This window comes from Pseudomonas sp. WSY_20 (assembly GCF_043104335.1).
Classification (GTDB): Bacteria; Pseudomonadota; Gammaproteobacteria; order Pseudomonadales; family Pseudomonadaceae; genus Aquipseudomonas; species Aquipseudomonas parafulva_B.
Window position 1 is genome coordinate 100,484 of the sequence record NZ_JBICKP010000069.1, and the last position, 20,270, is coordinate 120,753.

The 20,270-nt window shown below is 59.7% G+C and carries 19 protein-coding genes and 1 pseudogene; 4 read left to right on the plus strand and 16 right to left on the minus strand.

All coding sequences use genetic code 11. The annotated features are described in order from the left end of the window. Positions 1 to 80 precede the first annotated feature (80 nt). Positions 81 to 824, plus strand: a complete 744-nt coding sequence (cmoA, locus tag ACF8E5_RS17020) for a carboxy-S-adenosyl-L-methionine synthase CmoA (protein WP_058639311.1) — start codon at positions 81 to 83, stop codon at positions 822 to 824. Then, entirely contained in the window at positions 821 to 1,777 is a 957-nt protein-coding gene (gene cmoB, locus ACF8E5_RS17025; protein ID WP_167339820.1) for a tRNA 5-methoxyuridine(34)/uridine 5-oxyacetic acid(34) synthase CmoB, read from the plus strand. Before cmoA ends, cmoB begins: the two co-directional genes overlap by 4 nt. Positions 1,778 to 1,785: 8 nt before the next feature. Here cmoB and pdxJ read toward each other — a convergent pair whose 3' ends face one another. From pdxJ to rpoE, 10 genes are all read right to left on the minus strand, one after another. Continuing rightward, positions 1,786 to 2,508: a pyridoxine 5'-phosphate synthase gene (pdxJ, locus tag ACF8E5_RS17030; RefSeq protein ID WP_392475571.1), complete on the minus strand. Its 723-nt coding sequence runs from the start codon at positions 2,506 to 2,508 to the stop codon at positions 1,786 to 1,788. 60 nt (positions 2,509 to 2,568) lie between these two features. After that, entirely contained in the window at positions 2,569 to 3,252 is a 684-nt protein-coding gene (gene recO / locus ACF8E5_RS17035; protein WP_058639314.1) for a DNA repair protein RecO, read from the minus strand. Between the two features lie 79 nt (positions 3,253 to 3,331). Further along, positions 3,332 to 4,234, minus strand: a complete 903-nt coding sequence (gene era, locus ACF8E5_RS17040) for a GTPase Era (protein WP_058605208.1) — start codon at positions 4,232 to 4,234, stop codon at positions 3,332 to 3,334. Next, positions 4,227 to 4,916 carry a ribonuclease III gene (rnc, locus tag ACF8E5_RS17045; RefSeq protein ID WP_078478083.1) on the minus strand — a complete coding sequence of 230 codons (690 nt, stop codon included), beginning with the start codon at positions 4,914 to 4,916 and terminating at the stop codon, positions 4,227 to 4,229. Before rnc ends, era begins: the two co-directional genes overlap by 8 nt. 157 nt (positions 4,917 to 5,073) lie before the next feature. After that, positions 5,074 to 5,928, minus strand: coding sequence for a signal peptidase I (lepB, locus tag ACF8E5_RS17050; protein WP_058605209.1), 855 nt, complete (start codon positions 5,926 to 5,928; stop codon positions 5,074 to 5,076). Positions 5,929 to 5,933: 5 nt separating this feature from the next. Further along, positions 5,934 to 7,733, minus strand: coding sequence for a translation elongation factor 4 (lepA, locus tag ACF8E5_RS17055; RefSeq protein ID WP_058639316.1), 1,800 nt, complete (start codon positions 7,731 to 7,733; stop codon positions 5,934 to 5,936). Positions 7,734 to 7,915: 182 nt separating this feature from the next. Next, positions 7,916 to 9,301: a DegQ family serine endoprotease gene (locus tag ACF8E5_RS17060; protein WP_372239223.1), complete on the minus strand. Its 1,386-nt coding sequence runs from the start codon at positions 9,299 to 9,301 to the stop codon at positions 7,916 to 7,918. Positions 9,302 to 9,527: 226 nt separating this feature from the next. Further along, a complete protein-coding gene (locus ACF8E5_RS17065) occupies positions 9,528 to 10,487 on the minus strand; it encodes a MucB/RseB C-terminal domain-containing protein (protein ID WP_058639318.1) in 960 nt (319 codons plus the stop codon). 12 nt (positions 10,488 to 10,499) lie between these two features. After that, positions 10,500 to 11,090, minus strand: a complete 591-nt coding sequence (locus ACF8E5_RS17070) for a sigma-E factor negative regulatory protein (RefSeq protein ID WP_023535291.1) — start codon at positions 11,088 to 11,090, stop codon at positions 10,500 to 10,502. Between the two features lie 31 nt (positions 11,091 to 11,121). After that, entirely contained in the window at positions 11,122 to 11,703 is a 582-nt protein-coding gene (gene rpoE, locus ACF8E5_RS17075) for an RNA polymerase sigma factor RpoE (RefSeq protein ID WP_003252049.1), read from the minus strand. 433 nt (positions 11,704 to 12,136) lie between these two features. Between rpoE and nadB the strand changes: the two genes are divergently transcribed. Next, positions 12,137 to 13,744 (plus strand): L-aspartate oxidase, encoded by a 1,608-nt coding sequence (nadB, locus tag ACF8E5_RS17080; RefSeq protein WP_392475570.1) that lies wholly within the window; start codon positions 12,137 to 12,139, stop codon positions 13,742 to 13,744. Between the two features lie 598 nt (positions 13,745 to 14,342). On the opposite strand, the gene ACF8E5_RS17085 is transcribed toward nadB, so the two are convergent. From ACF8E5_RS17085 to ACF8E5_RS17110, 6 genes are all read right to left on the minus strand, one after another. Beyond that, the gene (locus tag ACF8E5_RS17085; RefSeq protein ID WP_054903677.1) at positions 14,343 to 14,816 is read right to left on the minus strand and encodes a Rha family transcriptional regulator; all 474 of its coding nucleotides are present in this window, start codon (positions 14,814 to 14,816) and stop codon (positions 14,343 to 14,345) included. 237 nt (positions 14,817 to 15,053) lie between these two features. Beyond that, complete coding sequence (locus tag ACF8E5_RS17090; protein ID WP_061202907.1) at positions 15,054 to 16,055, minus strand: hypothetical protein; 1,002 nt, start codon at positions 16,053 to 16,055, stop codon at positions 15,054 to 15,056. Positions 16,056 to 16,105: 50 nt separating this feature from the next. Next, positions 16,106 to 16,507 (minus strand): hypothetical protein, encoded by a 402-nt coding sequence (locus tag ACF8E5_RS17095; protein WP_054904073.1) that lies wholly within the window; start codon positions 16,505 to 16,507, stop codon positions 16,106 to 16,108. A 780-nt stretch (positions 16,508 to 17,287) separates the two neighbouring features. After that, a complete protein-coding gene (locus ACF8E5_RS17100; protein WP_070096172.1) occupies positions 17,288 to 17,923 on the minus strand; it encodes a hypothetical protein in 636 nt (211 codons plus the stop codon). 67 nt (positions 17,924 to 17,990) lie between these two features. After that, positions 17,991 to 18,458 carry a BRO family protein gene (locus ACF8E5_RS17105; protein ID WP_070096171.1) on the minus strand — a complete coding sequence of 156 codons (468 nt, stop codon included), beginning with the start codon at positions 18,456 to 18,458 and terminating at the stop codon, positions 17,991 to 17,993. 53 nt (positions 18,459 to 18,511) lie between these two features. Next, complete coding sequence (locus ACF8E5_RS17110; RefSeq protein ID WP_070096170.1) at positions 18,512 to 19,945, minus strand: tyrosine-type recombinase/integrase; 1,434 nt, start codon at positions 19,943 to 19,945, stop codon at positions 18,512 to 18,514. 43 nt (positions 19,946 to 19,988) lie between these two features. Between ACF8E5_RS17110 and ACF8E5_RS17115 the strand changes: the two are divergent. After that, positions 19,989 to 20,168: pseudogene (locus ACF8E5_RS17115) on the plus strand (L-aspartate oxidase); the annotation flags it as partial. Positions 20,169 to 20,270 lie beyond the last annotated feature (102 nt).

Consider the following 20,270-nt stretch of genomic DNA (forward strand, 5'->3'; position numbering starts at 1 on the left):
ATCGGCGCCAAGCTGGCATGGCAAGATCAACCGCCATTCGATAAAATGCGCGCCCCGTTTTACCCAGCCCCGAGCCCGCCGTGACCACAGATCCCGATCGTCTTTTCGCCCAACCGTTGGCGCAGGTCCCCGACTTCGTTTTCAACGAGGATGTGGTGCGCGTGTTCCCGGACATGATCAAGCGCTCCGTGCCGGGCTACCCGACCATTGTCGAAAATGTGGGCGTACTGGCCGCGCGCTTCGCCAAGCCCGGTACGGCGCTGTATGACCTGGGCGCCTCGCTCGGTGCGGTAACGCAGGCCTTGCGCCGGCACGTGCGCGGGGAAGGTTGCCGAGTCATCGCCGTGGACAATTCCGCCGCCATGGTCGAGCGCTGCCGGGAATACCTCGCGGCCCAGGATTCGATGTTCCAGGAGTTGTTGCCTGTCGAGGTGCTGGAAGCGGACATCCTCAACCTGGCGTTCGAACCGGCCTCGGTGGTAGCGATGAACTTCACCCTGCAGTTCATCGCACCCCCTCAGCGCCTGGCGCTATTGACGCGCATCCGCCAGTCACTGCTACCCGGCGGTGCCCTGATTCTTTCGGAAAAGCTGTGCTTTGCCGACACCACCGCGCAGGCACTGCTCAATGACCTGCACCTGGACTTCAAGCGTGCCAACGGCTACAGCGAACTGGAAATTGCCCAGAAACGCAGCGCCATCGATAACGTGATGAAGCCCGACACCCTGGAAACCCACCGCCAGCGCTTGCTCGATGCAGGGTTCTCGACCGTGGTGCCCTGGTTCCAATGCCTTAACTTTGCCTCGTTGATAGCCCTACCATGATCGACCTTTCTCCTCTGGCACGCCGCCTGGCGGGCACCCCCCTGGCTGCATGGTCGCAAGGCCTGCAGGCGCAGCTCGATACCAAGCTGGAAAAAGGTCATGGCGACCTGGACCGCTGGCGCGGTGCACTGGACGCGCTTCCGGCGCTGCAACCGAGCGAAATCGACCTGGTAAATGGATTACGCCTGGACTGCGACTGCGATGACGCCAGCCGTGTGCAGATGCGCCAGGCATTGATGGGGCTGTCGCCCTGGCGCAAGGGCCCCTTCGATCTGTTTGGCGTGCACGTCGATACCGAATGGCGCTCGGACTGGAAGTGGTCTCGCGTCGCACCGCACCTGGACCTCAAGGGCAAGCGGGTACTGGATGTTGGCTGCGGTAATGGCTATTACCAGTGGCGCATGCTAGGCGCCGGCGCCGACATGGTCATCGGGGTCGACCCGAACTGGTTGTTCTTCTGTCAGTTTCAGGCGGTGCAACGGTACTTGCCGGACCTGCCCGCCTGGCACCTCCCCTTCGCCCTGGAAGACCTGCCTGCCAGCCTCGAAGGCTTCGACACGGTGTTTTCGATGGGGGTGTTTTATCACCGCCGCTCGCCTATCGAGCACCTGCTGGCGCTCAAGGACTGCCTGGTGAAGGGCGGCGAGCTGGTGCTGGAAACATTAGTGATCGAAGGCGACACACAACAGGTGCTGGTGCCCGAGGACCGTTACGCGCAGATGCGCAACGTGTGGTTCCTGCCCTCGGTCCCAGCCTTGGAGCGCTGGCTGCGCCGGGCTGGGTTTAGTGATGTGCGCTGCGTGGATGTCAGTGTCACGAGTCTGGAAGAACAGCGCAGCACCGAATGGATGCGCTACCAGTCGCTCAGTGATTTCCTCGACCCCAGCGATTCAGGCAAAACCATCGAGGGCTTGCCTGCCCCGCGTCGCGCCACGCTGGTGGCGCGCAAGTAACCACTGGCTCAACGCGAGGCCGCGAGGATCAACGTCTTCATTTCTGAAACGGCGGCCTTGAAGCCCACGAACAATGCGTGGGCGACCAGTGCGTGGCCGATGTTCAGTTCGTTGATGCCCTTGATGGCCGCCACGGCCTCGACGTTATGGTAGTGCAGACCGTGACCGGCATTGACGATCAGGCCCTGCCCGATGCCAAACGCAACGCCATCGACAATGCGCTTGAGCTCTTCGGCCACTCCGGTAGGTGATTGCGCGTCGGCATAACGGCCGGTGTGCAGCTCGATGGCCGGCGCGCCCACCCGGTGCGAGGCCTCGATCTGGCGTTCGTCAGCATCGATGAACAGCGACACTTCTGCGCCGATGCGCGACAGGCGTTCGACGGCCGCCTTGATCCGCGCTTCCTGGCCTGCCACATCCAACCCTCCTTCTGTGGTGAGTTCCTGACGGGTTTCAGGTACCAGGCAGATGTGTGCAGGGCGGATCTTTTCGGCAAAGGCCATCATCTCTTCGGTAACGCCCATTTCGAAGTTCATGCGCGTCTGCAATACATCCTTGAGCAGCAGCACGTCGCGCTCCTGGATGTGGCGGCGATCCTCGCGCAGGTGCACGGTGATGCCGTCGGCACCCGCCTCTTCAGCATCCAGCGCCGCCTTGACAGGGTCTGGATAGCGCGTACCCCGGGCCTGGCGCAGGGTGGCCACATGATCGATGTTCACGCCGAGAAGCATGCGGTTGCTGTGAGTCACGAAAGGCTCTCCTTGGATTGAGCCCTACAGCATACGTCGTGATCAGCGCTTGCGAAACAGTTCGCGGCTGACCAGCGGCTTGCCACCCAGATGAACGGCCAAGGCCTGGCGCATCAAGCGCTTGGCCGCCAGCAAAGCACCTGGCGTTTCCCAGTCCGCCTCGGCCAGGGCCAGCAACTCGGTGCCACCGAACAGCCCAGGCTGGGACAGTTCGACCCGCTCCAGCCCAGCGTCCACGCGCAGGCGGTACAGCCCCTCGGCGGCAATGGGCTGATCAACGACATCCCTGTGCAGCGAGAAGGCGTAACCCAGCTCATCGAGCAGCCGCCATTCAAAAGCCCGCAACAGCGGCTCAAGCGGGCGGCCGGCGAGTAGGGCTTGCAAGGTTTGCGCGTAATGATCGAACAATCCAGGCGAAGGTGCCTCTGCCGGTAGCAGGCGCATGAGCAACTCATTGAGGTACAAACCGCTGAAGACAGCGTCCCCGTGCAGCCAGGGTGCCATGCCGACCGTTTCCAGCCTGCCAACGTTCTTCAGCTCCCCTCGCCCGCGCAGCTCAAGCTCCAGTGGCACGAAGGGGCGCACCAGGCTGCCACCCTTGCCACGCGCACGGCGCAACACGGCACGCACGCGCCCCTGGGGGGTGAAGAAGTCCACCAGCGCGCTGGTTTCCTTGTAGGCACGGCTGTGCAGCACGTAGGCTGGCTGACCGACAGGTTGTTCCATGAAATTCACCAGCCCGCGTGAGGCAGACGCTGGCGAGAACGCACCGACCGGGGCGTACTCGCATCAGGCCGCGTGAGCCTTAGAGGTCGCCGTAACCCAGCGAGCGCAGGGCGCGCTCGTCATCGGACCAGCCGCCTTTGACCTTGACCCAGAGGTTGAGCATCACCTTGGCGTCGAACAGCACTTCCATGTCCTTGCGCGCGTCGGAACCGATGCGCTTGATGCGCTCACCCTTGTCGCCGATGATGATTTTCTTCTGCCCGTCGCGTTCGACCAGGATCAGTGCATGGATATGCAACACATGCCCCTGCTGCTTGAACTCCTCGATCTCGACCGTGATCTGGTAAGGCAGCTCGGCGCCCAGTTGGCGCATGATCTTTTCGCGCACCAGCTCGGCAGCCAGAAAGCGGCTGCTGCGATCGGTGATCTGATCTTCCGGGAAGAAATGCTCGTTTTCCGGCAGGTGCTTGGCAATCAGCGCTTCGAGCGACTCGAGGTTGTGGCCCTGCTGTGCGGAAATGGGCACGATCTCGGCATTGGGCAGCTGGCCTTGCAGCCACTGAAGGTGCGGAATGAGCTCGGCCTTTTCATCCATGCGGTCAGTCTTGTTCACCGCCAGGATCACCGGGCCGGTCACATACTGGACGCGCTCGAGCACCAACTGGTCCTCATCCGTCCAGCGGGTGCGGTCCACCACGAAGATCACCACGTCGACGTCCTTCAAGGCCGCCGAGGCGTTGCGATTCATGTAGCGGTTCAGGGCCTTGTCGTTGGCTTTGTGCATGCCGGGGGTATCGACGTAGATGGCCTGCACCTGGCCTTCGGTCTTGATGCCAAGCATGTTGTGGCGCGTGGTCTGTGGCTTGCGCGAGGTGATGGCCAGCTTCTGACCGAGGATGTGGTTCAACAGGGTCGACTTGCCGACGTTGGGGCGACCGACAATGGCGACGTAGCCGCAACGGGTAGTGGTGTTCTCAGTCATTGCCATTCTCCACGCCCAGGGCGATCAATGCGGACGCAGCGGCTACCTGCTCGGCGATACGCCGGCTGACACCCTGGCCACGACTCTTGTTATTCAGCAGCGCCACTTCGCATTCGACGAAGAACGTACGGCAGTGAGGTTCGCCCTGGATATCCACCACTTCGTAACGCGGCAGCTCGCAACTGCGCGATTGCAGGAACTCCTGCAGGCGCGTTTTAGGATCTTTGTTGGTATCGACCAAGGTCAGCCCTTCGAACTCGTTGGCCAGCCAGGCAAGCACGCGCTCGCGGGCCGTGTCCATGTCGGCGTCCAGGTAAATGGCCCCGATCAAGGCCTCCAGCGCATCGGCCAGAATGGACTCGCGGCGAAAGCCCCCGCTCTTGAGCTCGCCGGAACCCAGGCGCAGGTATTCGCCCAGGTCGAACCCGCGGGCCAGACGGGCCAGGGTCTCGCCCTTGACCAGGCGGGCGCGCAGCCGTGACAGCTGCCCTTCACGGGCCTGAGGGAAGCGCTCGAACAACGCCTCGCCGGCGACGAAGTTGAGAATGGCGTCACCGAGGAATTCCAGACGCTCGTTATTGCGTCCGGCATAGCTTCGGTGGGTCAACGCCAGGAGCATCTGGTCCTGGTCCTTGAAGGTGTAACCGAGCTTTCGCTCCAGGCGGGTAAGGGAAGCAGTCATGCGGCCACCCGATCGTTGTTAAACGCGTTGTTCAAATCAGCATCCTGAAAGACGGTTTGGCCATGGTCACCGCACGCTGGGCGGCAAATCTCCCATCCCTGAGACACAGCCTATGTCAGAAAAGCATTCGGCGCTGTATGGACAGCGCCGAAGGGTATCAATGGATCAGTCCGACCCGCGACAAGTTAGGCAGGTGGCTGAGTTTCGGCTCAGGCCAGCTCATCCATACGGCGAAGGCCTTGCCGACGATGTTGCGGTCCGGAACCATGCCGTGCAGTTCCTTGGGAATATTGGGGTCATCCCAGTAGCGGCTGTCGTTGGAGTTGTCGCGGTTGTCGCCCATCATGAAGTAATGGCCGGCTGGTACCGTCCATTGCTGGTCCGGCGGCATGCGATAACGGCTCATCTCCTTGCGAATCAGGTGCTCTGCAGCACCGAGCTTCTCCTTGTACAGCTGAGCGCTGCCCAGGGTCCCAGGCTCGGTACCCACCAGTTGCTCGGCGACCCGCTGACCGTTGACAAACAACTGCTTGTCGTTGGTGTAGCGGATCTGGTCACCGGGCAAGCCGACGACGCGCTTGATGTAGTTGACGTTCGGGTCGCTGGGATAGCGGAACACCATGACGTCGCCGCGCTGCGGGTCGCCCACCTCGATGACTTTCTTGTCGATCACCGGCAAGCGGATGCCGTAGGAGAACTTGTTCACCAGGATGAAGTCACCCACTTCCAGCGTGGGTTTCATCGACCCCGACGGAATCTGGAACGGTTCGACCAGGAACGAGCGCAGCACCAGCACGATGAACAGCACCGGGAAGAACGACTTGCCGTATTCGACCAGCAAGGGTTCCTTGTTCAAGCGCTCGACCACCGCCGGTTCCGGCTGGCTGACACTGCCCTGGTAATTGGCGATCGCCGCACGTCGGCGCGGCGCCAGGAACAAAAGGTCGATCAGGCCCAACAGACCGCACACGAACACGGCAATGACGAGCAACAGCGGGAAATTTAGCGACATAGGACCTAACTATCCAACCTGAGCACGGCGAGGAAGGCTTCTTGTGGAATTTCCACGTTGCCCACCTGTTTCATGCGTTTCTTACCGGCCTTCTGCTTCTCGAGCAGCTTCTTCTTACGGCTGACGTCGCCGCCATAACATTTGGCCAGTACGTTCTTTCTGAGCGCCTTGACAGTGGTACGCGCGATGATCTGGCCACCAATGGCTGCCTGGATCGCCACATCGAACATCTGCCGCGGGATCAGCTCCTTCATTTTCTCGGTCAACGCGCGGCCTTTGTAGGCAGCGTTGTCGCGGTGCACGATCAATGCCAGGGCATCGACCTTGTCGCCGTTGATCAACACATCCAGCTTGACCAGGTTGGCCGACTGGTAACGATCGAAGTGATAGTCCAGCGAAGCATAGCCACGGCTGGTGGACTTCAAGCGGTCGAAGAAGTCCAGTACCACTTCGTTCATCGGCATGTCGTAGCGCACTTGCACCTGGCTGCCCAGGAACTGCATGTCGCGCTGAACGCCACGCTTCTCGATACACAAGGTGATCACGTTACCCAGGTGTTCTTGCGGCACCAGGATGGTCGCGGTCACGATCGGCTCGCGGAAGTCGGTGACCGACGAGACGTCTGGGAGCTTCGACGGGTTGTCGACGACAATGGTTTCACCCGTCTTGAGTTCCAGCTCGTAGATCACGCTGGGCGCGGTGGTGATCAGGTCCAGGTCGTACTCGCGCTCCAGGCGCTCCTGGATGATCTCCATGTGCAGCATGCCCAGGAACCCGCAGCGGAAGCCAAAGCCCAGGGCGTCGGAGCTTTCGGGCATGTACTGCAGGGACGAATCGTTGAGGGTCAGCTTCTGCAGGGCATCGCGGAAGTCTTCGAAGTCATCGGAACTGACCGGGAACAGGCCGGCGTATACCTGCGGCTGGATCTTCTTGAACCCAGGCAGCACTTCGACTTCCGGAGTGGACGACAGGGTCAGGGTATCGCCAACCGGGGCACCGTGGATGTCCTTGATGCTGGCAATGATGAAGCCTACTTCGCCGGCCTTGAGGTCGGCGGTCTGGGTGTGCTTGGGCGTGAATACGCCCACGCTGTCGACCAGGTGCAGCTTGCCGGTGGACTTGACCAGAATCTTGTCGCCTTTCTTGACGCGACCGTGGCGCACGCGCACCAGCGAGACCACCCCCAGGTAGTTATCGAACCAGGAGTCGATGATCAGGGCTTGCAGCGGCGCGTCGATATCGCCAGTCGGGGCGGGAATGGTATGCACCAGGCGCTCGAGCACCTCGTCCACCCCCATGCCGCTCTTGGCACTGCAGGCCACAGCGTCGGTGGCATCGATGCCGATGATCTTCTCGATCTCGTCCTTGACGCGATCGGGATCGGCCTGTGGCAGGTCCATCTTGTTCAGGACCGGCATGACTTCCAGGCCTTGCTCGATGGCCGTGTAGCAGTTGGCGACGGACTGAGCCTCGACGCCCTGACCGGCATCGACCACCAGCAACGCCCCTTCGCACGCCGCCAGCGAGCGCGAGACTTCATAGGTGAAGTCGACGTGGCCGGGGGTATCGATGAAGTTGAGCTGGTAGACCTTGCCGTCCTGGGCCTTGTAGTTGAGCGTGACGCTGTGGGCCTTGATGGTGATCCCGCGTTCGCGCTCCAGGTCCATGGAGTCGAGCACCTGGGCTTCCATTTCGCGCGCTGTCAGGCCACCGCACAGTTGAATGAAACGGTCGGCCAGCGTCGACTTGCCATGGTCGATGTGGGCGATGATGGAGAAATTGCGGATATGACTCAAATCACTCACGGGTCAACACTCGGAAAAGGCTGCGAGCCGGACGCCCGCCGAAAAATAGCCGGCAATTGTACCTGAAGCTGCCAGGATGTGGGAGATTCCTCTGCCCGGCCGTCACCTGCAGCTTGGCAAGGAAGTCTCACTGCACATGAAAAAGGGCAGCTGTCGCTGCCCTCCTCCCGTATCCGCCGCGCTTACTCGGCGAGCTTGAAGGTAATGAAGCTGGCGCGCCCCTGGCGCAACACGCGCATGGACACAGAGCGGTTCTTCGGCAGTTCCTTGGCGATCTGCGTGAATTCCTTGGCCGAACCGATGGCCTGGTTGTTCAGGTGACTGATGACGTCACCCGGACGCAGGCCGATCATCGCGGCCGGACCATCCTGCACTTCCTTGATGACCACGCCGCCCTTGAGCTCCAGGGACTTCTTCTGCTCGGCAGTAAGGTCGGCCACCGAGACGCCCAGGCGATTGCTGCTGCGCTCGACATTGCTGTCGCCGGCACCGGCACCGATGTCGGCATCGTCGTCTGGCAGTGCGCCAACGCTGACATCGAGGGTTTGACGCTTACCGTTGCGAATGATGTCCAACTTGGCCTTGGCACCATCCTTCAAGCCACCTACCAGGTGCGGCAGGTCGGCCGACATGATGATTGGCTGGCCATTCATGCTCAGGATGACATCACCGACCTGCAGGCCGCCTTTGGCAGCAGGCCCATTTTCAAGCACCTGGGCGACCAGCGCACCGGCCGGTTTGTCCAGACCGAAGGATTCAGCCAGGTCCTTGTTGACCTCCTGGATGACAACGCCCAGCCAGCCGCGGCTGACCTTGCCGTCCTTCTTCAACTGATTCGAGACATCGATGGCCACGTCGATCGGGATCGCGAACGACAGGCCCATGAAGCCACCGGAGCGCGTGAAGATCTGCGAGTTGATCCCCACCACTTCGCCGTTCATGTTGAACAGCGGCCCCCCGGAGTTACCCGGGTTGATCGCAACGTCGGTCTGGATGAATGGTACGTAGGTGTCGTTAGGCAGCGTGCGGCCTTTGGCACTGACGATACCTTTGGTCACCGAGTGGTCGAAACCGAACGGCGAACCGATGGCCAATACCCATTCGCCGACCTTGAGCTTTTCCGAATCCCCCAGCTTGACGGTAGGCAGGTTCTTGCCCTCCACCTTCAGCAGCGCGACGTCGGTGCGCGGGTCGGTACCGACCAGCTTGGCTTGCAACTCGCTACGGTCGGACAGGCGCACGATGATTTCGTCGGCGTCGGCGATTACATGGTTATTGGTCAGCACATAGCCGTCGCTGGAGATGATGAAGCCCGAGCCCAGTGACTGCGCTTCACGCTGGCGATCACCACGCGGCGCACGCGGTTGCTGCGGAAGGTTGCGCTCGAAGAATTCGCGGAACATTGGCGGCAGGCCTTCAAGATCCGGCATTTGACCCGCAGCGATGCGACGGTCCGGAAGCTTCTGCTTGGTACTGATGTTGACGACCGCAGGCGAGGCTTGCTCGACCAGTGTCGTGAAATCCGGCAAGGCTTCTTCAGCCTGGACCGTCAGCACTTGCCCGAGCATCAGCACGGCCGCGAAGAACGATAGATAGGGTTTCAAGCGAGGTATTGACATACGGCTCCCGTCACAACGAGCGGTAATTAAAAAACGACCCTGCACAACGCAGCAATGGCCAGACTCCCAGAAGCCTGACCTATAGAAAATTTGCCGTCAGATTGCAAATGACAATGCTTTAATTTCATTTCAAAAAGCCACGCTCTGCGCAAGAACGCTCGCCATCAGCCTTCGATCAATGACTCGCCTGGGCATCTTGAGGACGCATCGACAAGGCGACGCGTTCGGCCGTGCCGAGCGGGATCTCGCCAACAACGGTCACCATCATCTGGCCCTTGGGTGTACTCAGACGCCGCGATACCGCCGATGTCGGGCCCAACTGGGTACGCACATCGGCGCCAGCCTCGCCTTTCACAGGCTCGATGAAAACAGAGAACCGCGCCAGACCGTCGTCATACATCAAGGTGCTGACCGGGCCACCCTGCCCAGGTTCGCGGCGGATGGTGCTATTGACCACTTCAAACCCCGAAGGCAGCCAATCGGAACGCCACCCAGACACAGCCCCGCCGGCAGGGGCTGCCGCCACCACGGGCTTGCAGGCGGAACTGGGGCGCAGATCGTCGTCGGTTGGCACACGCGCTTCGAGCCGAGTCATCTGGAAGCGCTCCAGCAACTGACCTTTCTCGTTGAGCATCAGCGAGCGCAGCGGCAAGCCCGTCACACGGTCCAGGTGCAGTTCGTAGCCATAGCGGTGCTGATCACGCGGCGAGAGTGACACGACCACCGCGTCCCGGCCTGCAACGCGAGATTTGCCGGACACGGACAGGTCATACCAACTCATGAGCTTGAGGGGGTCAAGGCGGCGTGGCGCACTGTCGGGCGGCGCCGAGATACCCTCGGCAAGCCCGCCACTGACGCACTGTACCTTGCCATCGACGCGCACGATTTCCTGGGCGGTGCCATCGAGCTGCAGCAGCCGCTCGCTGACCTTGCCCTCTTGGACACGGTGCCAGATATCGTGGGTTGAAAAGCTGCCGTTGCGTTCGTAAACGAAGGCGCCCAGGTAGCTCTGTCGTTGCTCGGCCTGTGCCAGCTTGTTCAGCCACTCGTTCGCCTCTGGCGAAGAATTGGCTGCCAATGCTGGCACCGTCATGCAGCTGCCGAGCAGCAGCGACAGGAGAGGTAGCGCGCGCATGAGCCTCCCTAATTAGCGGTTTTCCAGGCTGGCGGCGCGGGCGTAAGGCAAAGCGGTTTCAGAACCCTTCAGAGCGGACTCCTGGGCATGTTGACGCAGGTAACCTGGCAGGCGCTGATCCCAGCCAGCCTGGTTCTGCAGCACGCCGTTGGCCATTGGGCCGGTCGGCTGATCACTGCTTTCGCTATAGCCGGCCAGCACGGCAGGGCCTTGGGCCTGAGGCACGGTCACACCCTGCTGAACAGGCTGCTGGGCAGCCAGCTGAGCACCGGTGATATCGTCCTGGTTGTACAGGCGCACACCTGCCAGTACGGCGAGGGTAACCGACGCGGCAACGGCCACACGGCTTACAGTGCGCCATGGGCCTTGCTTGGCCTTGGCAGGTACGGCCTCATCGGCCAGTGCCGCGGATACCGCCGAGGCGATGTCCAGGTTAGGCAGCAGCAGCTCCTTGTGCATGGCTGCGCGGGCTACCTGGTAACGCGACCAGGTGGCACGGGTTTCGGCATCGTCGACGGCGTTCAATACCCGACGCAATTCCAGTTGGTCCGCTTCGTTATCCATTACCGCGGACAGCGATTCCTGCAAAGCTTCACGACTCATGGCGGTTCCTCTTTTGGCTGTAGCCGCTGTCTCAGGTTTCCTGCAGCAAAGGCTGCAAGGCTTTGTCAATGGCCTCCCGAGCGCGGAAGATCCGAGAGCGCACGGTACCCACTGGACATTGCATGACGCTGGCAATGTCTTCGTAACTCAGGCCATCGAACTCTCGCAGGGTCAGCGCCGTACGCAAGTCTTCTGGCAGTTGCTGAATGGTGCGATGGACAGTGCCTTCGATCTCATCCCGCAACAACGAGCGCTCCGGGGACTCAAGATCCTTGAGGCCATGATCGCCGTCGTAAAACTCCGCATCCTCGGAGCTCACATCGCTGTCTGGCGGCCGTCTTCCACGGGACACCAGGTAGTTCTTCGCCGTGTTGATGGCGATGCGGTACAGCCACGTGTAAAACGCACTGTCACCGCGGAAATTACCAAGCGCACGGTACGCCTTGATGAACGCTTCCTGTGCTACGTCCTGGGCTTCGTGGGTGTCATGGACAAACCGCACGATCAACCCGAGAATCTTGTGCTGGTACTTCAGCACCAATAGATCGAAAGCTCGCCTGTCGCCGCGCTGTACGCGCTCGACCAGTTGCTGATCTTCTTCCTGGGTTAGCATGAACACTCCTCGGTGAACTCGAAGGAGTGTTGCAGCGGCCATTGCTCAGGCTTGCAACCATAGACTCGGGCTTTGCGCAAAAGTTCTCCCCTCCAAGCAAGTTTCCTGCAGACCTTGAGCGGCGTGCACGGAAGACGCGGTACGGCAGCAGCCGACAACGTCGATAATCAGGTTACGAATACGCAGGTGAGCCCAATGTCGAGCTACCGCCCTGCGTCGCCGCGGCAAATTGTTGGCGTGCGGGCAGCCTTCATAGGATTTCCAGGCACGCTGGAAAGTTCCCACAATGCCTGCCGTTACCGGGCGAGCGGCATGGAAAAGGGCCACCCGAGGCTGCTATAAAGGCTACCCGGCCAGTAAACGATAGTTTCACAATGCCATCGACGCGTGGCTATTGTGCCGTGCCCCTTCCGAAGATTACTAGTGTCCTGACATGAGCCAACAATTCCAACATGATGTCTTGGTTATCGGCAGCGGCGCAGCGGGCCTTAGCCTGGCCCTGAACCTGCCTGCGAATCTGCGCATTGCGGTGCTGAGCAAAGGTGACCTGGCCAGCGGCTCGACCTATTGGGCCCAAGGGGGCGTAGCGGCGGTGCTCGATGGCGCCGACACGATTCAGTCTCATGTAGAGGACACCCTCAATGCTGGTGGCGGCCTGTGCCACGAAGACGCCGTTCGCTTTACCGTTGAGCACAGCCGCGAAGCCATCGAGTGGCTGATCGAGCAAGGCGTGCCGTTCACCCGGGACGAGCCCCACGGCGTGGTCGACGCAGGCTTCGAATTTCATCTAACGCGTGAAGGTGGCCATAGCCACCGGCGCATCATCCATGCCGCCGATGCCACGGGCGCGGCCATCTTCAACACCTTGCTGGCCCAGGCCAGGCAGCGCCCGAACATCGAGCTGCTGGAGCAGCGTGTGGCCGTGGACCTGATCACCGAGCGGCGCCTGGGCCTGGACGGCGAGCGCTGCCTGGGCGCCTACGTGCTGGACCGCAACACGGGCCAGGTGGACACGTTCGGTGCGCGGTTCACGGTGCTGGCCACGGGGGGTGCGGCGAAAGTGTACTTGTACACCAGCAACCCGGATGGCGCGTGCGGCGATGGTATCGCCATGGCCTGGCGGGCCGGCTGCAGGGTCGCAAACCTTGAATTCAACCAGTTCCACCCTACGTGCCTTTATCACCCGCAGGCCAAGAGCTTTTTGATCACCGAGGCCCTGCGTGGCGAAGGCGCCCTGCTTCGCCTGCCCAACGGCGAGCGCTTCATGCCCCGCTTCGACCCGCGCGAGGAGCTTGCCCCGCGCGACATCGTGGCGCGGGCGATCGACCATGAAATGAAGCGCCTGGGGGTGGACTGTGTCTACCTGGATATCTCGCACAAGCCTGTCGAGTTCATCAAGAGCCACTTCCCCACCGTTTACGAGCGGTGCCTGAGCTTTGGCATCGACATCACGCGCCAGCCAATACCTGTCGTGCCGGCAGCGCATTACACCTGTGGTGGCGTCATGGTGGACGACAGGGGGCACACGGATGTGCCGGGGCTGTATGCGATTGGCGAAACCAGCTTCACGGGGCTGCATGGCGCCAATCGCATGGCCAGCAACTCGCTGCTGGAGTGCTTCGTCTACGGCCGGGCGGCGGCGGCCGACATCCAGGCGAACCTCGAAAATGTGGGCATGCCTGAGGCCTTGCCTGGATGGGACGCCAGCCAGGTCACGGACTCGGACGAGGATGTGATCATCGCGCATAACTGGGATGAGCTACGGCGCTTCATGTGGGATTACGTGGGGATCGTGCGGACCAGCAAGCGTTTGCAAAGGGCGCAGCATCGCGTGCGGTTGTTGCTGGATGAAATCGATGAGTTCTACAGCAACTACCGAGTAAGTAGGGACCTGATCGAACTGAGGAACCTTGCTCAGGTAGCGGAGCTGATGATTAGGTCAGCCATGCAACGCAAGGAATCTCGGGGTCTCCACTACACGCTGGACTATCCAGGGCTGCTTTCAGAAGCGAAGGATACGATCCTTACACCGACCGAATGAGGCACGTTAGGAAGCCTCAGCGTAGCACGGTAAGGCCCCGGTTTGTTACAGCTTTGGCGCATCTTTGTCCCATCGCTGGGGTCCTTATCGCCTGCCCGCGAGGGTCCTTAACGCGCCCACGGGCACCCATGCGAGGGCCTACGGGGGAGCCTGCGCGGGAAGTCTTGTAATGGTGACCTTTCAGATTTTTCTGTCAGATTCTCAAGGGGGCCTATGCGACCACAACCAGAACCCCAGTTGAACGGCCAGACAGACCCAGTAGAGGGCCTGTAGGTGGTCCATGGGGTTCTCCTTGAAGGGTTAGAGTGACTTGTGAAAGCGAACGTCTGTGAGTTCGTGTTGCAGGGCTACCTCAAGGAGGCGCTCATAGGTATGCGGCCAACTCCCTTGAGATTGGTCATTAGAAGCGCCTGATTGAAGCAAGGCATAGCATAGCGCCGCATGTGGTGTCAGAGACTGGACAGGCACCTTAGTGACTACCCGTTTGCCCTTGTAGGTGTAGCACAGTGTGACACTCATCGCGGGACCTTTTTGTGGGCAACTTAGCTATTGAGCATAGCCCGTCACGCTTCGTTTGAGGAAGTATCAATCAACGACCTCAGCGGGCCTTGAGACGCCTTGCAGCGGCCTTGATGTCCCTCATTGCGATTCGATAGTTGTCCTTCTCTCGTTCGAGCAGGTGAACCACAGCAGCCTGTATCGACACACGTTCAAACCCTGAGCCTTCCAGTTCAAGCCAGCGCTTGACGATCATGTTGGACAGCTTGAAGGAATACCGGGAGAGCAGCGTAAAGGTCAGCTCTTTGTCGAGGATGGTCAGCGGTAATAACTTGCTTTGACTGGACTGGTAGCTGGCCTCGACCCATTGAGGTGCCCCCAGATTTGGGGTCTCCCTTTCCAGCTCGTTGAGCATCTTTCGGATGTCTCTGAGTACATGGTCATGGCGCTTACCGGTGATCTCAGCGATCTCCAAGGACGACATACCGGGTAAGCCGTTGAGAGTCGTTGAGGATACCGCTCCGGCCTTGGAGATGTTCTCGAAGATGGTCGCTGTATTGGTGGTCATGGTCATAGTCTGTTTTCCTCTTGTTTGCTCCCTCAAGTTCGCTCCCACCGGCAGCCGAAAGACCCGACCAAGGGTTCTGCCGGTGGCATGAAGGAACAAACAGAAAGACTTTCGGTTAGATAGATGCCCAGCGACGGGCGATGATGCGGATAGGTGAAGCTGTGCCCCTGCCGGTCCCTCTTTAGGTCCGGCCTTACGGGGCTATCAGGGTTTCCCTTAGATCAGCTCAGGGTTTCCCTTCGATCAGCTCAGGGCAATGCGAGTGACCAGCGGGAACGGCACTTGAACGGTCTGAAGACGATCCTCGGTCAGAGCTACCTTGACCATGCCATTGGCGATGATGTCCACCACAGCCACGATCTCAAGGTCCCAGCCTTGGGCGTTTGGGTTGCGAGTCGCTTCAATCTTCCAGATGCTACCGTCTTGGCGCTCACGGTAGCTCAGCGAGGTGAAAAGCTTGGGCAACATGAAGACGCCGTGGTCGGTCCCAGTGTACGGCTGTACGCCCGCGCCAATGAGGTCCTCGATAGAGTCCTGACCAGCACGTTGAGCAGCACGCTCAAGAACAGCCACCAGTGACACGGGCAGCAGGATCACGAAGTCGCTCAGCGAGGTCCCTACAGTCTGGTTAACGTGGGTCGTGAGGATGTCGATGAGGTCCTCAGCGATCTCAGCAGGCTTACCCGTTGGTTTGGCCTCAGAGACGCTCTCAGTGCTTGGGGCAGTCGCCAAGATGGCAGCGACCTTACCGGCTGCGCTGTGCTCAATGTCACGAAGCATCTTGTCAGCGGTTTGCTCCATAGACTGGACGGTGAAGCCTGCCATCAGGTTGTGGTCAAAGATCGTAGCTCGGTGGCTGATGACCAATGCCTTGTCGGTCGCCTCGGTGAAGATCACAGAACCGGCCAGGACCTCGCCCTTCTCGACGGTCTGGTTATCCCAGTTCTTACGAGGGTCGAAGGTGACAGAGCGGTCGGCCATGGTGATGATTTGTTGCCCAGTGGCCTCAGAGCCAGCCGGACGGAACTCGCAAGGGGTTGCCTCCATGGCAGCCTCTCGCCACTCATCGCCGTTCAAGTAGTCCTCAGCGGCTTCCACAAGGGCCTCCACATAGACGGATACATCGGTGGCCGCTTGGGTCTCTGGGCGAACATCAGCAGTGTTGAATCGAATCGACCCAGTGTGCTCATCGGTGATGGCGGTGGTGTAGGTCGAAGGTTTGGTGTACTGGAATGGCTTAGTCATGGTTGTTTCTCCTGAATAGATGAATGAAGTGGTTGTGTGTCGAGGTGCTGTTACCAGCCAGCGCTATTGGCACGGGAGGCAGCACGGATACGGGCACCATGCTCACGAATGGCAGCGGCTCGGGCTTCCTTATCGGCCTTCGCTTGGGCGATCTCACGAGGTGTGTACTCACGGCAGCGCTCTTGATGCCAACGGGCCTCAGCCTCTCTCTGAGCCTTCTCTTGGGCCTTCTGGTATTGGTCTTGGCGGTACTCTCGGGCAACTACGGGAATCGCTTGGAGCGACAGACCGGCCTCATCGAACGCCTTAACGATCTCGAATTGCTGGCCCTTAACGGTCCCGCATTGGGCGACCAGCATGGGCAACATGATGTTCTCGACGTACTCACGGTTCAGGGTCTGGCCCGACACGGTGACTTCGTTCTTCAGGACTTTCGTGATAGTGATTTTCATGGTTTGGGTTCTCCTATTGGGGACCCTTTGATTCGTCCTTGCGCCATAGACGCGCACGACCAGACGGCCAAGGAGAAAGCCTTCGCGGGCATCTTCAAGGACGATCAAAAGGTTCTGGGTTTCAAGTGGTGTTGATGACGCTGATTCAGGACATGGCAAGCCTGAAGGGCATCGAAGGGCGCAGCGTTAGCTCGCTACTGGATCAACCGTGGCGACGGCTGTTGTGCAGGGTCGAGGAAATTATTTTGTTGTTGGTCTTCCTGTCTTACCCATAGTGAGGGTTTTTAACGACAGTCTTGACGGACGCCTTTAAGTTGTGAGTGAGATTCCTTCAGAGCCGCTTAATGGAATCCTCAAGTGAGTCGAGGCGATGGCTTGAAGACACAACCCTTGTTCAAGTAGTTGGTTCAAACGGTCGAGAGTCTTTTGGGGACACTTAGCGAGGACCCGTTGGGCCACACCGTCCATATCGAAGGTGACCTGTCCAGCCTTGTAGGTCCTGAAGTTGGAGCGATGGTCACTAAGGGCACGACGCAACTCGATGAGCTGGGTTCGAGCTGGTCGAGGGAATACAGTAGACAAGACTGACATATCTTGTTCGGTGAGGCGTGAGTTAGCTGGGCAGACAATGCTGGTCATGTTGGAAGGTCTCCTTTGAGGTGTTCTTAAAGATGCCCTTTGAGATGAGGGGAGTTGTAATTAACAACCCCTCTCCCTCTGGGTCTGGTCGATGCTTTGACCTGAAGATGGTCGTTGAGATTTTCTTTATATTATCCGGCGTTAAGTCGCTAAGCCCCGGAATAGAGCCTCTGCGCCTACCTCAGCCACAATCTCAGCCTTGATGTCTGGGTGTCTCTCGACATACGAAGCGATCCCATGGGCAGCGTGTCGAGCAGCCTTGGCGATTCGCTGGGCGGTCCTCAAGGAATACTCATTGGTCTTGCAGGCGTCCGCTGTGATCTCCGAAAGGAACAACGCACCGATGACCGCTCGGGCCTTGACGTTGATCTTTCCGTTGGTGACTCCTGCACTGGTGATGATTGACCCGGTAATGATGTCGTCTACCCATGGCAGCGGATCGGGAATCGCAAGGAGGTACATATAGGCTGCGACAGGGTTGGCGAAGGTGGCCTTTGGGCGTCCACGTCCTCGCTTAGGCTCATCGCTTGGGGTCTCTTGGGGTTGCCCTTGGGGGTCGCTGGAAAGGCCCTTGGCGGCTTTCTGGTGGTCCTCAGAGAGCGACTCATCGGCACGACGCTCAGCGGCCCATGCCTGATACTGGGCTTCGAGGTTTGCGGGTCGTACCATGTCCTTGCGGCGGATGACCTCGCCAGTGATTGGGTCAATGTGAAGGATGGTGCCGGTTTCGTGATCGACGTGGCGGTGCAGTGGTCCGGGTTGGGTGAGCAGGGTCATGGAAGTGGTCCTCAGATGGCCGCTGCGAACGTGCAGCCATAGTGAGGGTATTTGGCGACACCAGCCATCAAGTCCAGTAAACAAGGGCCTTAACGATCTCCTTCAGTTCCACCAGTTCCCCACGGAGCAGCTTCAGCTCATCCATGATGCCCACGGCAATCGGGTTGCTCGACTCAGCAGCGTTGTACGAGCCGGTCTTGCGGATGGTCGGGAGGACTTCCTCAGTGACCCACTTACGGAACGGTTCGGTTTGAGGTGCTCGTGACCTGAGCAGCATTGCGTACACTTCGGACTCAATGAACATGACCGTGTTGCAGCGCAGGCAGCGGCCCAAGTGGTCCTCTGGGCGGCTAATGGGTGAATCCCCCATCAGTGCCTCAAGCATCCTCCCGTGCCCAGACCCGTGCTTAGTCTTCCGGTGGTCCCGTACTGCGACAGATGGGTCTTTCAGACCAGCAGCTCTGGCAACCTGAGTCGCCACGAACAGCAGGTCATGCTCAGGGTGACCCACGAGAACATCCAGCTCGATGCCCATGAAATTACGCTTTTCAAAGCAGGTCCACCGCAAGCGGCAGACCCTTCATGCCATTAGAGAAAGGCAGTCTTCAGTGCCTCAGCCATACGCCCCACCTCAACCGCACTGCCCGCCCCATACAGGTCATAACTGATCGACCCCGAAGCGTGCCCCAAGATGGACTCAGCGGTGCCAACAGGAATCTCAGCGGCCTTCAAGGCACCAGCCAGAGAGTGCCGTAGCGAGTGGAAGGTTTGCGTCCGATCAGCCTTCACACCCAAGACATCACGGATAAGCCCATTGAGCAACTCAGAGAATCGCCCAGCGCCCAAAGCGAACAGGCGAGAGTCCGCCCTTTGGACAAACTCAAGGAAAGCCTTCAGGTCGAACCCATAGGCGCCATCGGTCAACGGGATGACCCTCAAAGCATTCTTGGTCTTGGCTGTCTTGCCATCGTTCCTATTGATGTCGATAACCCAGACATCCCCGACCTGCTTAACATCGGCCTTCGTTAACTGCCTGAGTTCCTCGATACGGGTCCCAGCGATGACCCCAAGGGACAATGCCCAACGCAGCCATGCGTCCACCGGCAGGGTCTTAGCGTGCGCCATGAGGGCCTTGACCTGATCCTGAGAGAACGCCTCACGGGAGCTATCAGCTCCTTTCGTTGGCTTCAGACCCTTGTCGAAGCTCTTATCGAGGTAACCGTTATGCACAGCCCAGTCCATGACAGTTGATAGCCGGGTCAGTAGCTTCTTCACCGTCGATGGCTTGCGGTCCTCAAGGAGTTTGTCCCGAAGGTTCTTCATGTCCTCCCGCGTATGGGCCTTCAAGTCCAAGTCACCGAGGATCGTAGCGATAGCCTCACAGGACGATCTCACGTCCCGCATGGTGCTGGCCTGAATGCTGTCTTTGCGTTCCTCCATGTACAGCGCAGACAGAGCCTTGAAGGTCAGCCGCTCAGATGAACTTACAGATAGGGACGGAGACAGGGCCACTGACGTGCTACAATGCTCATCCTTGAGACCCTTTACGATCTCCACCAGATTCCCAGACCTGCCCTTCATGCGCTCCTGAGACGCCTCAATGATCTCCAGTGCCTTACTCACAGCCCGTTGCTGATTGACGCTCAGGGGCAGCTTTGCGCTTGCCTCACGGAGGGCCTGATGGTGCTCATCGTTAATCATCTCGTAGGCAACCAGTGAGCTATCGCCATGGGCCATCGTCAGGCTGTACTCAGCGATGTCCAACAGACGCTCTCTCAGCTCATCCCATGACGCCTCTGGGTTGTCCAGATGGTAGGCCTTGAGGGTCGAGAGGATGTCTTGCGAGATGGTCATAGCGGTGGCCTTGTCGGTGGTCCTGAGTGACAGCGTGAAGAAGCCCTTAGCGGTGCCTTGAGGGCGAAGGCGAAGGTAATAGCGACCAGACCGGCGATAGTGGTATGGCTTGGCGAGGGCAGTTTGTAACAGGTTTGTCCCAGTTTGGGAGGGCTGGTTGATGGTCATCGGCTGAAACCCCTGTATCCATTGGGTTTAGCCTCATCACGTCGAGTTCTACAGCAACTACAAGGTCAGTCGGGATTTGATCGAGTTGCGCAATTTGGCGCAGGTGGCGGAGTTGATGATTCGCTCGGCGATGCAGCGCAAGGAGAGCCGTGGGTTGCATTACACGCTGGATTATCCGGCGATGCTTGGTGAGGCCAGGGATACGGTGCTTCAGCCCGATTGAATAGAGGAGAACCAGGGACTGCTGAAGCGGTTTTGATCTTGATCTTGATCTTGATCTTGCTTTGGCTTTTGATCTTCGCGACTTCAGAAGGCCGAATGCAGG